Below are 15,078 nucleotides of genomic sequence, written 5' to 3'. Positions count from 1 at the left end.
AGGGGGCGGCGCCTGCCGTCACCTCTTGCGCTACTGAAGTCGCCACTTCTGGTTCGCCGCGCCGGTGCACGACCAGATCTGCGCCCGTGCCCCGTTCGCCGACGAGTTGTCCGTCACGTCGAGGCACTTGTTCGCCGCAAGGTTGACCACATCACCTGTCGAAGAGTTGTACGACCACTGTTGGGCACCGGTCCCGTTGCAGTCGTACAACTGGACCTTGGCCCCGTCCGCGGTCGAACCACCCGCCACATCCAGGCACTTGCCGAGCGCCTGAACGGAACCGTCGCCCTTCACCGTCCACTGCTGGGCGGTCGAGCCGTTGCAGTCGTAGAGCTGCACCGCGGTGCCGTTGGCGTTCGACGCCCCCGCCACGTCCAGGCACTTGCCCGCGAGACCCACGAACGCCCCCGACCGGTCCCCGCCGCCCGACTGCGTCCCGGACCAGGTGAACGTCGCCGACGTCTTGCCGGGCAGTGAGTAGGTGGCGTGCTGACCGCCCCAGTCGATGGTCACGGTCTTCGCCGACGACGCGTCGTTGTACGCGATCAGGGCCTTGGAGCCGTCCGGGTTCCGCCAGGCCACGTTCGGCACCGCCGAGCCCGCCGTCGACGCGATGCGCTGTGCGCCCGGCCGCACGAACTTCGTCAGATGGCCCATCGTGTAGTACTCGATCGTGTAGTCGACCGTCCCGCTCGCCCCGTCCCCGTTGTGGACCGTGATCAGGCCGGTGCAGGTGCCGCAGCCGCCGTTGTGCGGGCCCATGTTCTGGTCGACCGCGAGCGACCACTTCGTCACCGACTTCGCCCAGTTCCGGGTGTAGTCGACGATGTTGAGCATGTCCTCGCGCTGCTGGTTCGCGATCCAGGTGCCGCCCGAGTGCTCCGTGCCGAACGCGTCCAGCTGCGGATACTGGTTGTGGATGCTGGTCTGCTTGGTCACGTCGCCGCCGTACCCGTGCCAGGCGATCCCGCCGAAGTTGGGGTGTGCACGGACCGCCGCGTCGTCCACCGTCTGGGCGGCGTAGTTGTCGTAGGTGTCCCAGTTCCAGTCGTGCGCCAGCACCTTGGTCGCAAGGCCCGCCGCCTGGAGCTTCGGCAGCAGCTCGGACTTGGTGAAGTACGCGAGCCCGGAGGCGTTCCAGCTCATCGACGGATAGCCGGAACAGCACGTCGGCTCGTTCTGGGCGGTGACGTAGGAGACGGGGACGCCCTGGTCCTTGTAGGCCTGGAGGTACTTCACGAAGTACGACGCGTAGGCCCCGTAGTCCTCCGACTTCAGCCAGCCGCCGTTGAGCTGCCCGCTGTCCTTCATCCAGGCGGGCGCCGTCCACGGGGTGGCCATCACGGTCAGCGACGGGTTGAGCTGGAGCGCCTGCCGGGTCAGCGGCACCACGTCGGCCAGGTCGTGCGCGATCGAGAATTTCGTCAGACTCGGGTCCGTCTGCCCGGCCGGCACATCGTCGTAGGTGTAGCCGTAGCGGGCCAGATCCGACGCGCCCATCGGGTTGCGCAGGAACGAGAGCCCGATCCCGTCGGTCGGCGAGAACAGCTTCCGCATGGTCGCGTCCCGTGTCGCCTGCGACAGCGCCCCGCTGCTGTTCATCAGCCAGGCCGCGGTGTCCGTGAACGAGGCGCCGCCGCCGGTGAAGGTCTGATAGCGGGTGTTCTCGTCGACGGTGATGTTCTCGCCGGCGCCGCCGGTGCCCGACTCGAACGCGAACGGCGTCTGTGCCTGGAGTCCGCGGACCACATGCCGTCCGCCGCTGTCGTCGGTCGTGGTCAGCCAGGCCGTGACCTGCTCGCCGGCCGCGTGCGCGGGCAGGGTGCCCGCCGCGGTCAGTCCGGCACAGGTCAGCAGCCCGGCGAGGAGCACGCGCGCCGCGCGCAGAGGTCTTGTCATGGAGCGCCGCCCTTCTGGGGTGGGGGATGGGAGGCGTGCGAGGCGTGAGTAAATGACGACGCCGGGGCCGCGTCAAGGGGGTGCGTGTTCAGTTTCCGAAGGAACAACGCACCTTCCTCCGCAGGGACTTGGCTCCGTACCTGTTCTGACGTGAAGTCTTGACGGTGGCGCGGTGCGCCAGTTAACTCACGGCGTGATCTAAGTCGTAAGCCCACTATGGGGACTACGAGAGCCCAAGGGAAGGTCCATGCGAAGAACCGCCCTGATCGCCTCCGCCGCCCTGCTCACCGGCCTGATCCCGCTCACCGCCGTCGGCACCGCGTCCGGCGCCGACGACCCCGCCCCCGTCCCGGTGGACCGCTTCGAGGGCGAGGTGCCCTTCGCGAGCCAGCCCGCCGAGGGCATCTTCACCTGGGGCGGCGACGCCGACGACCCGCCCACGCTGCAGCTCACCGACCGCACGGACGCCCCCGAGGGCGCCAAGGTCCTCAGCGGCACTTACGACATCAGCGGCTACGGCGGCTTCACCCATGACTTCGCCGCAGGCCGGCCTGCCCACGACTGGTCCGCCCACCAGGGCATCCGCTTCTGGTGGGACGGCCAGGACAACGGCAAGAAGATCGCCTTCGAGATCAAGGACGGCGGCGCGAACGGCGAGGCCTCCGAGCTGTGGACGACCTCGTTCACCGATGACTTCACCGGCTGGAAACAGATCCAGATCCCGTTCGACGACTTCACTTATCGCACGGACTACCAGCCCGTCGGCGGTATCGACCACGTCCTCGGCCTCACCGGGATGTGGGGGTACGCGGTCACGCTCCCGCCCGGCGTCAAGGGCCGCTTCGCCATGGACGACGTCGAGCTGTACGGCAAGGCCGACCAGTCCCGCCGGGCCTCCGTCACCACGGACTCCGCCGTCTACCCGGTCAGGGAGGGCGGCACGGCGCGGGTGCAGGTCACCGTCGCCACCACCGGCTCCGCACCCCTGGACGAGCCCGTCACCGTCGCCTACGACACGGCAGGCGGCACCGCCGGCTCCGGCACCGACTACACCCCGGTCAGCGGCACCCTCACCTTCCCGGCCGGGACCGCCTCCGGCAGCACGCGGACCATCGAGGTGCGCACCCTCAAGGACAGGTCCGCCGAGCCCGCCGAGACGATCCCGGTCAAGCTGGCCGTCACCGGCGCCAAGGCCCCCGCCGAGATCCCGCAGGTGGTCATCGACGCCCATGGACTGCCGTACCTGGACAGCAGGCTGCCGGTGCGCAAGCGGGTCGCGGACCTGCTCTCCCGGATGTCCCTGGAGGAGAAGGCCGGCCAGATGACCCAGGCCGAGCGCGCCGGCCTCACCTCCCAGGGCGACATCGCGTCCTACGACCTGGGTTCGCTGCTGTCCGGCGGTGGCTCGACCCCGACGCCCAACACCCCCGAGGCGTGGGCGCAGATGATCGACTCCTTCCAGCTGCGGGCGCAGGCGACCCGGTTCCAGATCCCTCTGATCTACGGAGTCGACGCCGTCCACGGCCACAACAACCTCGCCGGTGCCACGGTGATGCCGCACAACATCGGCATCGGGGCCACCCGCGATCCCCGACTCGCCGAGAAGACCGGGGCGGTGACGGCCAGTGAGGTGCGGGCCACCGGCATCCCCTGGGACTTCGCGCCCTGTCTGTGCGTCTCGCGCGACGAGCGCTGGGGCCGCTCCTACGAGTCCTTCGGTGAGGACCCGGCGCTGGTGAAGTCCATGGAGACGATCATCCAGGGTCTCCAGGGACGCGCGGACGGCCGGGACCTGAGCCGGGACGACAAGGTCCTCGCCACCGCCAAGCACTTCGTCGGCGACGGCGGCACCGAGTACGGCTCGTCGACCACGGGCTCGTACAAGATCGACCAGGGCGTCACCAAGGTCACCCGGCAGGAGCTGGAGGCCGTCCACCTGGCCCCGTTCCAGACGGCCGTCGACCGCGGCATCGGCTCGGTCATGCCGTCGTACTCCTCGCTCGACATCATCGGCGACGGCCAGGGCCCGGTGAAGATGCACGCCCGCGCCGACATGATCAACGGCGTGCTGAAGGGCCGGATGGGCTTCGACGGGTTCGTCATCAGCGACTGGAACGCCATCGACCAGCTCCCGGGCGACTACGCGTCTCACGTCCGCACGTCGGTCAACGCCGGCGTCGACATGATGATGGTGCCGTACACGTACAAGGACTTCCGCACGACGCTGATCGACGAGGTGAAGGCGGGCCGCGTCACCGAGAAGCGGATCGACGACGCCGTCTCGCGCATCCTCACGCAGAAGTTCCGGCTGGGGCTCTTCGAGCACCCGTACGCCGACACGAGCGGTGCCGCCGACATCGGCTCCGCCGCGCACCGGGCCGTGGCCCGGCAGGCGGCCGCCGAGTCCCAGGTGCTGCTGAAGAACGCGGGCGGCGTGCTGCCGCTGAAGAAGAGCCAGAAGGTCTACGTCGCCGGATCCGACGCCGACGACCTCGGCAACCAGACCGGCGGCTGGACCCTCACCTGGCAGGGCGCCTCCGGCACCCACACCCAGGGCACGACCATCCTGCAGGCGATGCGCAAGGCCGGGGGAGACGTCACCTACTCCAAGGACGCCTCGGCACCGCTGAGCGGCTACGACGTCGGGGTGGTCGTCGTCGGCGAGACCCCGTACGCCGAGGGCGTCGGCGATGTCGGCAACGGCCACAGCCTTCAGCTGTCCGCCGCCGACCAGGCCGCCGTGGACAAGGTGTGCGGCGCCATGAAGTGCGCGGTGCTGATCGTCTCCGGACGTCCGCAGCTGATCGGCGACCGGCTCGGCAAGATCGACGCCCTGGTGGCGTCCTGGCTGCCTGGCACCGAGGGCGACGGCGTGGCGGACGTGCTCTACGGCAGGCGCCCGTTCACCGGACAGCTCCCGGTGACCTGGCCGAGGTCGGAGGCCCAACTGCCGATCAACGTCGGTGACGCGTCGTACGACCCGCAGTTCCCGTACGGCTGGGGACTGACCACGCTCACCAGGGCCCCGGCAGGAGGCGCGGCGACCCTGAAGGCGCTGTCGCTCGCGGCCGCGGCGGCCGAGCGGTCGGGCTCCGCGAGCGCGGGCCGTGAGATCGTCACCAAGGCCCGGCTGCTCGTCCAGCAGAAGGCGGGCTCCGCGCTCACGGCGGCGGTCGCGGGACCGTTCGCGGACGCGGACCATCTGCTGCTGACGGGGAAGTACGCGGCGGCGGTGGCCAAGCTGACGGAGGCCTACCGGGCGGTGGCCTGACATCTGCGGGACAGGGGGCGGCGCCCACCGGGCACCGCCCCCTTCCGCACCCCCTTCAGGCCGCCCCGTTCCGATCGCCTTCGGGTAGCGTCGAGGTATGAAGGCCATGCTGGTCAAAGGATTCGCCGTACCGCTGGTCGCGCTGCTCATGGCGGCCCTGACGGTGTTGTACGCGGGCGCTCCGCGTGCCCAGGCCGCGACGGACGTCTCGGCCGTCGCCGCGGCGCTGCGCAAGAACCCCGTCTACGTCGATCCGGCGGCCTCCGGGCAGCTGTCCGCCCCGGACGCGAACGCCCTCGCGAAGAAGATCGAGGACGCCGGCAAACCGGTCTTCGTGGCCGTGCTGCCCGCCGGCTACCCCACCCAGAACCTGTTCTCCGACCTCCGCACGGCCACCGGCATCACCGGTGTGTACGCGATCCGCCTCGGCGACCGCTTCGACGCCCGGGCCGACTCCTCGGCGCTGCCCCGTACCGCCGTGCGGAACCTGGTCACCAGCGTGCAGGGCGAGTCCGCCAAGACCCAGCTCAACGACTTCACCGACCGTGCGCTCGTCAGCGTCCGGGGCCACGCCCCGTCGACCTGGGGCGGCTCGGGCGGCAACGGCGGGGTCTCCTCCACCGCGCTGATCGCGGTCGCCGCCGTGCTGGTGGCCGGCGGCGCGGGCGCCTACGCGCTCGTCCGGCGCGGGCGGCGCCGGAGGGAGGAGGAGCAGCAGGCCGCGCTGCAGAAGCTGCGGGTCGTGGTCGACGAGGACATCACCGCCTTCGGCGAGGAGCTGGACCGTCTCGACTTCCACCCCGGGGAGGCGGGCGCGGACGACGCGATGCGCACGGACTACGAACGGGCCCTGAACGCCTACGACCAGGCGAAGTCGGCCATGGCCGCGGCGCAGCGCCCGGAGGACGTGAAGGCCGTCACCCAGGCCCTGGAGGACGGGCGCTTCTCGCTGGCGGTGCTCGCCGCCCGCCGGGAGGGCCGCCCCCTGCCCGAGCGCCGGCCGCCGTGCTTCTTCGACCCGCGCCACGGTCCGTCCGTCGCCGACGCGGTCTGGACGCCCGCCGGCGGCGCCCCGCGCGAGGTGCCCGTCTGCGCGGCGGACCGGGCCCGGCTGGCCGACGGCCTCGACCCCGCGGTCCGCGAGGTCGACACGGACCACGGCCGCCGCCCCTATTGGGACGCGGGCCCGGCCTACGGCCCCTGGGCGGGCGGCTACTTCGGCGGTGGCATCCTGCCCGGCCTGCTGGTCGGCACCCTGCTCGGCAGCATGATGTCCACCCCCTCGTACGCGGCGGACTACGGCGCGGGCTACGGCGACTTCGGCGGCTACGACGGCGGGGACATGTCCGGCGCGGACTTCGACCCCGGGGACTTCGGCGGCGGCTTCGGCGACGGCGGGGGAGGGGACTTCGGCGGGGGCGGCGGGGGCGGCGGAGGGGACTTCGGCGGAGGTTTCTGACGTCGGCCGACCCGGCTGTCGTCCTTTGCGCCGGACGTCCTCGTGGGGCGTGCCGGTTCGCGAGCCGCTCCGGCAACGCGGCGGGCCTTCCGGCGGCCGCCATCGGGGACACCGGCCACCGATGCCGAGAGCCCGCTCTCCGTAGGGGATCGGAGGACGGGCTCTCTCGGACGGGCCGCGCGGCGCGGTGTCCACGCGGTGTTCACGGCGGGAAGGGTCAGGCCTGCTTGATCGCCGAGATGTCGAAGACCAGCTTGATCTTGTCCGAGACCAGCACACCGCCCGTCTCCAGGGCCGCGTTCCAGGTCAGGCCCCAGTCCGAGCGCAGGAGCTCCGTCTTGCCCTCGAAACCCACGCGCTCGTTGCCGAACGGGTCCTTGGCCGCGCCGTTGAACTCCAGGTCGATGGTGATCGGCCTGGTGGTGCCGAGGATCGTGAGGTCGCCGGTGATCCGGTAGTCGTCGCCGCCCAGCGCCTGCGCCGCGGTGGAGCGGAACGTCATCATCGGATGCTCGTCGGTCTTGAAGAAGTCGGCGCTCTTGAGGTGGCCGTCGCGGTCGGCCGAACCCGTGTCGATGCTGTCCATCTTCACGTCGATCGTGGCGCGGGACCTGGTGGGGTCCGAGCCGTCGAGGTGCAGGGTGCCCTCGAAGTCCTGGAAGCCGCCCTTGACGTTCGTCACCATGGCGTGGCGGGCCACGAAACCGATCGTGGAGTGGGCGGGGTCCACGACGTAGTCACCGGTCAGCGCGGCGAGGTCGGGGTTCACCGTGGCGTCGGCGGTGGCGGTGGTGTTCTTGCGGCCGAAGATGCCCATGATCTTGCTCCTTTGGGGGACGGTTCCCGGCTTCCGGGCGGGAAGGCGGGGGCTCAGAAGCTATTGAATCTTCAATGAGTAGCGGTGTGGATGACCGTAACGCGATTCCGTTCAACTTTCAACCTTGTGGGAGCGGGTACGGTGGGGCGCCGCCGTTCGAGGTTCACTGTCACTCCGGGGAGGGCATGTGCGGCGCCGAATGCGCCGTGTCATCCGGGTGACCGCTTTGTGCGGGCCCTACAACGCTCGGCCCCCTGGAGCAGTCGGATCGGCTGCATCGGGGCATGGTTCTGTTCAGGGGTACCAGGAAAACGGGCCGGAGACTGTACGGAGTCAACGGGCCGCTTTGCTTGGTGGACTTCGTAAGGTCGCTACATGACCGTTTTGGACGAGGCTGTAGATTCCGGGAGCGAGCCCACCGACGCGCGCGGGCGCGTCGCCGAACTGCACGAGATTCGTGCGCGGGCCCTCGCCGGTCCCAGCGAGAAGGCGACCGAGGCGCAGCATGCCAAGGGCAAGCTCACCGCCCGGGAGCGCATCGAGCTGCTCCTGGACCCGGGGTCCTTCCAGGAGGTCGAGCAGCTGCGCCGGCACCGGGCGACCGGGTTCGGCCTGGAGGCCAAGAAGCCGTACACCGACGGTGTGATCACCGGATGGGGCACGGTGGAGGGCCGGACGGTCTTCGTCTACGCCCATGACTTCCGGATCTTCGGCGGCGCCCTCGGTGAGGCCCACGCCACCAAGATCCACAAGATCATGGACATGGCCATCGCGGCCGGCGCGCCGCTGGTCTCCCTGAACGACGGCGCCGGTGCCCGTATCCAGGAGGGCGTCAGCGCGCTCGCCGGCTACGGCGGCATCTTCCAGCGCAACACCAAGGCCTCCGGCGTCATCCCGCAGATCAGCGTGATGCTCGGCCCGTGCGCGGGCGGCGCGGCCTACAGCCCCGCCCTCACGGATTTCGTGTTCATGGTCCGTGAGACGTCCCAGATGTTCATCACGGGCCCGGACGTGGTCAAGGCCGTCACCGGCGAGGAGATCACCCAGAACGGACTGGGCGGCGCCGATGTGCACGCCGAGACCTCCGGCGTCTGCCACTTCGCGTACGACGACGAGGAGACGTGCATCGCCGAGGTGCGCTACCTGCTGTCGTTGCTCCCGCAGAACAACCGCGAGAACCCGCCGCGGGTCGAGCCCACGGACTCCGTGGACCGCCGCAGCGACGTCCTGCTGGACCTGGTCCCGGCCGACGGCAACCGCCCGTACGACATGGCCAAGGTCATCGAGGAGATCGTCGACGACGGCGAGTACCTGGAGGTCCACGAGCGCTGGGCGCGCAACATCATCTGTGCGATGGCCCGGCTGGACGGCCAGGTGGTGGGCATCATCGCCAACCAGCCGCAGACCCTCGCCGGTGTCCTCGACATCGAGGCCTCGGAAAAAGCTGCGCGCTTTGTCCAGATGTGTGACGCTTTTAATATTCCGCTGGTGACGCTCCTGGACGTCCCCGGGTTCCTGCCCGGTGTCGACCAGGAGCACGGCGGAATCATCCGTCACGGCGCGAAGCTGCTGTACGCCTACTGCAACGCGACCGTGCCGCGGATCTCGCTGATCCTGCGCAAGGCGTACGGAGGTGCGTACATCGTCATGGACAGCCAGTCCATCGGCGCGGACCTCACCTACGCCTGGCCGACCAACGAGATCGCCGTGATGGGCGCGGAGGGTGCCGCCAACGTCATCTTCCGCCGTCAGATCGCGGGCGCGGAGGACCCGGACGTCATGCGGGCCCGGATGGTCAAGGAGTACAAGTCCGAGCTGATGCATCCGTACTACGCGGCGGAGCGGGGCCTGGTGGACGACGTCATCGACCCGGCCCAGACGCGCGAGGTGCTGATCAAGTCCCTGGCGATGCTGCAGGCGAAGCACGCGGACCTGCCCGCCCGTAAGCACGGCAACCCCCCGCAGTAACCGAGCGGATCCATCGCGGTAATCCCGCGGACCCCTCTCTTACGGAGACTGACACCCATGAACGCTCCCGACATCCGCGTCGAGAAGGGCCACGCCGAGCCCGAGGAGGTCGCCGCCATCACGGCCGTCCTCCTGGCCCGTGCGGCCGCCCAGCCCGCCGTCTCCCCGGTCCACCGCCGCCGGGCCAAGGCCGGCTGGCGCCGCCTGGACCGCGAGCCCGGCTTCCGGGCGCCCCACAGCTGGCACAGCTAGGCTCACGCCGCTTCAGCGCATCGAGAAGGGCCCCTCCATCGCGGAGGGGCCCTTTTCGGTGTCCGGACGCACGCAGACGTCCGGACGCCGTCGGACCCGGACGTCCGGGCGCACGCAACGAAAATCCCCGCGCCCCCGGGGGGCGCGGGGATCTCCCCGAGGACTGGTGTCCGCCTACCGCAGGCGGGCCATCAGCGCGTGCTCGACCAGGGTGATCAGGGCACTCTTGGCGTCCGCGCGGTGGCGGGCGTCCGTCGTGATGATCGGGGTGTCCGGTCCGATCTGCAGCGCCTCGCGGACCTCGTCGGGGTTGTACGGCTGGTTGCCGTCGAAGCCGTTGAGGGCGATGACGAAGGGCAGGCCCGAGTTCTCGAAGTAGTCGACCGCCGGGAAGCAGTCGGCCAGACGGCGGGTGTCGACCAGGACGATGGCGCCGATGGCGCCGCGTACCAGGTCGTCCCACATGAACCAGAAGCGGTCCTGGCCGGGGGTGCCGAACAGGTACAGGATCAGGTCCTGGTCCAGGGTGATACGACCGAAGTCCATGGCCACCGTGGTGGTGGTCTTGTCTCCGGTGTGGGTGAGGTCGTCGATGCCCGCCGAAGCGGACGTCATGACGGCCTCGGTGCGCAGCGGGTTGATCTCCGAGACGGCGCCGACGAACGTGGTCTTGCCCACGCCGAAGCCGCCCGCCACCACGATCTTCGCGGAGGTGGTGGAGCGGGAAGGACCGCCGCTAGAGCTTGCGAAGTCCACTGAGCACCCTTTCGAGCAGTGTCACGTCTGGCTGGCCGCCGGCGTTCTCGTCGCCGCCGGGCTGATGGATGGCGACCAGACCCGCCTCCGCCAAGTCGGCGACGAGGATTCTGGCCACGCCGAGAGGAATCGTGAGCAGCGCCGAGATCTCGGCCACCGACTTGATATCCCGGCAGAGGTTGCAGATCCGCTGATGCTCGGGCAGCTGGCCCTGCATCTGGTGCGGCTGCGCGGTGGTGTGCACCAGTGCCTCGATGGCGAGCTGGTAGCGCGGCCTGGTACGGCCGCCCGTCATGGCGTACGGACGCACCAGAGGGTTGTTCGACGACCCAGCGGGCGCCGGCTCGGGGGACCGGCGCTGCGGCTGCACGGGCTGGATGCGCGGTGCCGGCGGCTGGTCGTACGGCGACGGGCCGGGGCCCTGAGGCGCGTACGGCTGACGCCGCTGGCTCGGCGTGGAGGGGAAGTTGTACCGGTTCTGATCACCCTGGCCCTGGCCGGGGCCATAGGACCAATTACCCGCGGGCGAACCGCCTGGGGGTGTTGCCACGTTCTCTCCTCCTCCGACTGCGCTGAGCACCCATCCCTGTGGAAGCCGCGTCCCGAAACCTTACGGTGCCGGGACGCCAATACACACCGTTCGTCTGTTAGTTGAGAAGGCTTCCCTGAAGCTCCGCACGAAGGTCCGGAGTAAGGACCGTACCCGCACGATCCACCAGGAGGGCCATTTCGTACCCGATGAGGCCGATGTCCGCCTCGGGGTGTGCGAGGACCGCGAGCGACGAACCGTCGGAGATGGACATGATGAAGAGGAATCCTCGCTCCATCTCCACAACCGTCTGGTTCACACTGCCGCCCTCGAAGATGCGGGAGGCACCCGCGGTCAGCGAGGTCAGTCCGGACGCGACGGCCGCCAGCTGGTCGGCGCGATCGCGCGGGAAGCCTTCGGACATCGCCAGAAGGAGTCCGTCGGCGGAGACCACCACAGTGTGGGACACACCGGGGGTGTTGTCCACGAAGTTGGTGATCAACCAGTTCAGGTTCTGTGCCGCCTGGCTCATCGGGCTCACACTAACGCTCCTGGTCGTAGGTGCTGTCAGGACCGAAGCCCTGGCCGTTCGTTTCACTGCCTGCGCTGCGTCCGCGTTGGACACCTCGACGCAGGTTGCTCAGCCTGCCCCGGACATCCTCCGGGGCACGGGAGACCTGTGGGCCTCCCTGTGGGGTCGCTTCCGCGGCGCCCTCCATCAGGTTCGCCTTGGGCACGCGCCGCGGCAGACCGGAGGAGGTGACCCCGCCCGCCTTGGGCTTCCGGAGCTGCGACGCCTGCTGCCACCGCTGATCGTTGGCGGAGCGCCAGTCGTCGCCCGTCCCCGTGGCCGCCGGCGGATCCTGCGTCACCGGCTGCGACCGGCCGGCCGTGCCGTTCGCGGTGGAGCCGCGGCGGGGCAGTCCGGCGTCGGTCATCGTGTGACCGGCGGAGGGGGTCGGTCCCGGACGGTCGAAGCCTACGCGGTCCTGCTCACTTGCGTCAGCGGCCTGCGTGGATTCCGTTTCCGGAGCGTAATCGGCCCGGTAACCGTTCTGGAAGCCGTCCCGCTTCGACCAGTCGTCCTGGTAGGGCGACTCGTCGAAGGCCGTGAACGTATCCGACGCGGTGGCCTGGCCCGCGGAGCGGTTCTGCTGGAGCGGCTCCGTATAGCCGGGCTCCGGGTAGCCGCCGGCGGACGGGAAGCCGTCATTCTGCGGCAGGGCGCCGTTCTGCGAGAAGTACTGGTCCTCGTACGCCGGCTGCTGGGGCTCCTCGTACGCCGTCTGCTGGTCGTACGCGGCCTGCTGGTCGCCGTAGGCGTGCTGCCCGGTGTCGTACGCCTGCCGGCCGTTGTCGTACGTCTGCTGCGCGTTGTCGAACGCGGGCCGGGGAGCCTCGAAGTTCTCCTGGTAGCCCGGCGCGGGCTCCTGCTGCTCCTGCGGCCTGTCGTGGCCGTGTGCCTGGGCCTCCAGGGCCGCACGGCGCCCCTCACGCATCAGCGAGCGGCCGACGGGGTCCAGCCCGCGGACGTCGTCCGGGACCTCGGAGTAGCGGCTGTCGTCGAAGCCCAGCTCTGCGGCCGTGCGCAGCGGCTGCGCCGACCCGAAGCTCTCACCCTGGAACTGCTGCTCCGGGATGATCTGCGAGACGGTGAACTCGTCGCGCTCCAGCGGCTGTTCGCCACCACCACCGTGGGTGATGGCGTCCGGGAGCATGACCAGCGAGGTGGTGCCGGCCTGCTCGCCGGAGGGGCGCAGCTGGACACGGATGCCGTGCCGGTCGGACAGCCGGCCGACCACGAACAGACCCATGCGCTGCGAGATCGCGGCGTCCACGGTCGGCGGGTTGGCCAGCTTGTGGTTGATGTCCGCGAAGTCCTCGGCGGTCAGGCCGATGCCCTTGTCGTGGATCTCGACCATGACGCGGCCGTCGGGGAGACGGGTCGCGGTCACACGGACCTTGGTCTGCGGCGAGGAGAACGTGGTGGCGTTCTCCAGCAGCTCGGCGAGCAGGTGCACGAGGTCGGTCACGGCGCGGCCGTGGATCTCGGCCTCCGGGACGCCCGACAGCTCGATGCGCTCGTACTGCTCCACCTCGGAGGAGGCGGCGCGCAGCACGTCGACCAGCGGGACCGGCTGGTCCCAGCGGCGGCCCGGCTCCTCGCCCGCGAGGACGAGGAGGTTCTCGCCGTTGCGGCGCATGCGGGTGGCCAGGTGGTCCAGGCGGAAGAGGTTCTCCAGCTGGTCCGGGTCGGCCTCGTTGTTCTCCAGGTCGGTGATCAGGGTCAGCTGGCCCTCGATCAGCGACTGGTTGCGGCGCGAGAGGTTGGTGAAGATCGCGTTGATGTTGCCCCGCAGCAGGGCCTGCTCGGCGGCGAGCCGGACGGCCTCGCGGTGGACCTGGTCGAAGGCGCGGGCGACCTCGCCGATCTCGTCCGTGGTGGCGATCGGGATGGGCGCGACACGGGTGTCGACACGGCCCGGGTCGGTCCGCGAGAGCTGGTCGACCAGCATCGGCAGGCGCTGCTCGGCGACACCGAAGGCGGCGTTGCGCAGCTGGCGCATCGAGCGGCTCATCTGGCGAGCCATGAGGCCGGCGATGATGAACGCGGCGAGCAGGGCGACGACGACGATGGCACCGGTGATGAACGCGGACTGCTGGGCGTTGTCGGCGATGGTCGAGGCGTCCGACACGGCCTTGTCGGCCAGGTTGAACTCGAGCTGGCGGTAGGCGTTGTACTTGAGGGTGTTGACCGCCCACCAGTTCGGGGCGGTGACGCCCTCCTGGGCCAGCCCGGCGCGGGCCGTCTCGCTGGCGGACGGCGCCGTGGCGAGGGCCGCGACCATGGTCTTGTCGGACGGCGGCGGCACATAGGCCTGGCCCTTGGACTTCGCGTCGGCGGCGGCCTGCTCGGCCTGGGTCTTGCCCTCCGCCTGCACCTGCTGCGTGGCCTCGTCCAGCTTCCTGGCGTCCGCCGCGGTACCGCCACCGATGTACTCCTCGACGGCGATGCCCTCGAGGTAGGCGTACGACGACAGGGCGACGCGCTGCGCGCCGAGGTCGGTGGGCTTGACGTTCTGCTCGATGAGCATGTGCATGCCGATCGAGCGCTCCAGGGACAGCGCGGCCTTGGTGAGCGAGATGGCGTAGACGGTACGGCCGTAGCTGGTGATGTTGCCGGTGCCGAGACCGAGTTCGTTGGCGAACTCCATCAGGGGGTGCGCGACCCCGACGTAGCCCTCCTCGGTCCCCACGCCCTTGACCTCGGGGGTGTACGCCTGCTTCCGCAGCGTCGGCAGCTTGGTCTCGGCCTGGCGGAAGATGGCCAGTCGCCGCTCCAGACCCGACTTGTGCGGCATGTTCTTCGCGGCCTCGTCGAAGGCCTGGGCGGCCTTGTCGGTGGCGGCGTAGAGCTGGACGACGGTCGGGTTCTTCTGGCCGCCGCTCTTGGGGTCCAGCAGGAATTGGGCGGAGCCGTCGCGCTCCTCGTAGAGCCGGTCGGCGTAGGCCAGGGAGGCCTGCACGAGACGGGCGGTGTTCTCCGCGTCGCGCGCCTGCTGCCAGGTGTCGATCGAGCTCCTCACCTGGAAGCCGCCCATGACCAGGCCGACCAGCACGGGTATGAGCAGGATCGCGTTCAGCCTGGTCGGCACGCGCCAGTTGCGCGGGGAGAAGCGGCTGCCACTGGGCGGCGTAGCCGTCGGCTCCGGACCGGGCACTTGTGCGGGTGCCGCTCCGCGCGGCGGCGGGGTGAAGTTGCCCCGTGCCGACGGCTCGGGACTTTTCTTGCTTCGCCTCACTCGACCAACAACCTCTCGGCGACGGCACCTACGTCGTGCCGCGGTGTCTCCAGAGCCCTGTCTGAGACTGGTACGTCCTTGACTACTGGGCAGTTCAGGCATTCCAGCACGTCAACCTGCGCGATTCCAAACACTCGGAAGTGGGGGTTCCGCCCGCTGTAAGCGCCAGATAAAACGGTCATAAAGAGCGAGCCCCGCCAAAAGGCGGGGCTTTTGTGAGCGCAGCGACACCGACCGACCGCGACGCGTGGCGATACCACCGGATTTCTCTGTCGAAACGTTATGAACAGCGGGGCCGACCGTGTCAAACGCCACAGCCGGCTC

General features: G+C 69.9%; 10 protein-coding genes. 4 read left to right on the top strand and 6 right to left on the bottom strand.

What is annotated here, in order from left to right:
• Positions 1–30: 30 nt before the first annotated feature.
• On the bottom strand, positions 31–1,899 hold the full coding sequence (locus tag ACFY2Z_RS16295) for a ricin-type beta-trefoil lectin domain protein (RefSeq protein WP_390744813.1): 1,869 nt from the start codon (positions 1,897–1,899) through the stop codon (positions 31–33).
• Positions 1,900–2,146: 247 nt separating this feature from the next.
• Between ACFY2Z_RS16295 and ACFY2Z_RS16290 the strand changes: the two genes are divergently transcribed.
• Positions 2,147–5,170: a glycoside hydrolase family 3 N-terminal domain-containing protein gene (locus tag ACFY2Z_RS16290; protein ID WP_390744812.1), complete on the top strand. Its 3,024-nt coding sequence runs from the start codon at positions 2,147–2,149 to the stop codon at positions 5,168–5,170.
• Positions 5,171–5,267: 97 nt separating this feature from the next.
• Positions 5,268–6,629, top strand: coding sequence for a hypothetical protein (locus ACFY2Z_RS16285; protein WP_390744811.1), 1,362 nt, complete (start codon positions 5,268–5,270; stop codon positions 6,627–6,629).
• Positions 6,630–6,846: 217 nt separating this feature from the next.
• Here the strand turns inward: ACFY2Z_RS16285 and ACFY2Z_RS16280 are convergent, their stop codons facing one another.
• Positions 6,847–7,446: a YceI family protein gene (locus ACFY2Z_RS16280; RefSeq protein ID WP_390744810.1), complete on the bottom strand. Its 600-nt coding sequence runs from the start codon at positions 7,444–7,446 to the stop codon at positions 6,847–6,849.
• Positions 7,447–7,821: 375 nt separating this feature from the next.
• Here ACFY2Z_RS16280 and ACFY2Z_RS16275 point away from each other — a divergent pair, with 375 nt between their 5' ends.
• Complete coding sequence (locus tag ACFY2Z_RS16275) at positions 7,822–9,414, top strand: acyl-CoA carboxylase subunit beta (RefSeq protein ID WP_390744809.1); 1,593 nt, start codon at positions 7,822–7,824, stop codon at positions 9,412–9,414.
• Positions 9,415–9,471: 57 nt separating this feature from the next.
• Entirely contained in the window at positions 9,472–9,666 is a 195-nt protein-coding gene (locus ACFY2Z_RS16270) for an acyl-CoA carboxylase subunit epsilon (protein ID WP_311695020.1), read from the top strand.
• 174 nt (positions 9,667–9,840) lie between these two features.
• On the opposite strand, the gene ACFY2Z_RS16265 is transcribed toward ACFY2Z_RS16270, so the two are convergent.
• The 4 genes from ACFY2Z_RS16265 to ACFY2Z_RS16250 form a co-directional block, all read right to left on the bottom strand.
• Positions 9,841–10,422 (bottom strand): ATP/GTP-binding protein, encoded by a 582-nt coding sequence (locus ACFY2Z_RS16265; RefSeq protein WP_026248371.1) that lies wholly within the window; start codon positions 10,420–10,422, stop codon positions 9,841–9,843.
• Positions 10,403–10,972 (bottom strand): DUF742 domain-containing protein, encoded by a 570-nt coding sequence (locus tag ACFY2Z_RS16260; protein ID WP_390744808.1) that lies wholly within the window; start codon positions 10,970–10,972, stop codon positions 10,403–10,405. The genes ACFY2Z_RS16265 and ACFY2Z_RS16260 overlap by 20 nt, the downstream gene beginning before the upstream one ends.
• 97 nt (positions 10,973–11,069) lie before the next feature.
• Positions 11,070–11,483, bottom strand: a complete 414-nt coding sequence (locus ACFY2Z_RS16255) for a roadblock/LC7 domain-containing protein (RefSeq protein WP_004983065.1) — start codon at positions 11,481–11,483, stop codon at positions 11,070–11,072.
• Positions 11,484–11,493: 10 nt separating this feature from the next.
• Complete coding sequence (locus tag ACFY2Z_RS16250) at positions 11,494–14,754, bottom strand: nitrate- and nitrite sensing domain-containing protein (RefSeq protein WP_390744807.1); 3,261 nt, start codon at positions 14,752–14,754, stop codon at positions 11,494–11,496.
• Between the last annotated feature and the right edge of the window lie 324 nt (positions 14,755–15,078).

Source organism: Streptomyces sp. NPDC001222, from assembly GCF_042896945.1.
GTDB classification, from domain to species: Bacteria; Actinomycetota; Actinomycetes; order Streptomycetales; family Streptomycetaceae; genus Streptomyces; species Streptomyces gibsoniae.
Note: the sequence above shows the minus strand (reverse complement) of the source record. Positions and strands in the feature narration are given on the sequence as shown.

Excerpts from the sequence above, each read along its gene's own strand:
- ACFY2Z_RS16280 (WP_390744810.1), bottom strand. The coding sequence starts at position 7,446 with ATGGGCATCTTCGGCCGCAAGAACACCACCGCCACCGCCGACGCCACG.
- ACFY2Z_RS16255 (WP_004983065.1), bottom strand. The coding sequence starts at position 11,483 with ATGAGCCAGGCGGCACAGAACCTGAACTGGTTGATCACCAACTTCGTG.
- ACFY2Z_RS16275 (WP_390744809.1), top strand. The coding sequence starts at position 7,822 with ATGACCGTTTTGGACGAGGCTGTAGATTCCGGGAGCGAGCCCACCGAC.
- ACFY2Z_RS16285 (WP_390744811.1), top strand. The coding sequence starts at position 5,268 with ATGAAGGCCATGCTGGTCAAAGGATTCGCCGTACCGCTGGTCGCGCTG.
- ACFY2Z_RS16295 (WP_390744813.1), bottom strand. The coding sequence starts at position 1,899 with ATGACAAGACCTCTGCGCGCGGCGCGCGTGCTCCTCGCCGGGCTGCTG.
- ACFY2Z_RS16290 (WP_390744812.1), top strand. The coding sequence starts at position 2,147 with ATGCGAAGAACCGCCCTGATCGCCTCCGCCGCCCTGCTCACCGGCCTG.
- ACFY2Z_RS16270 (WP_311695020.1), top strand. The coding sequence starts at position 9,472 with ATGAACGCTCCCGACATCCGCGTCGAGAAGGGCCACGCCGAGCCCGAG.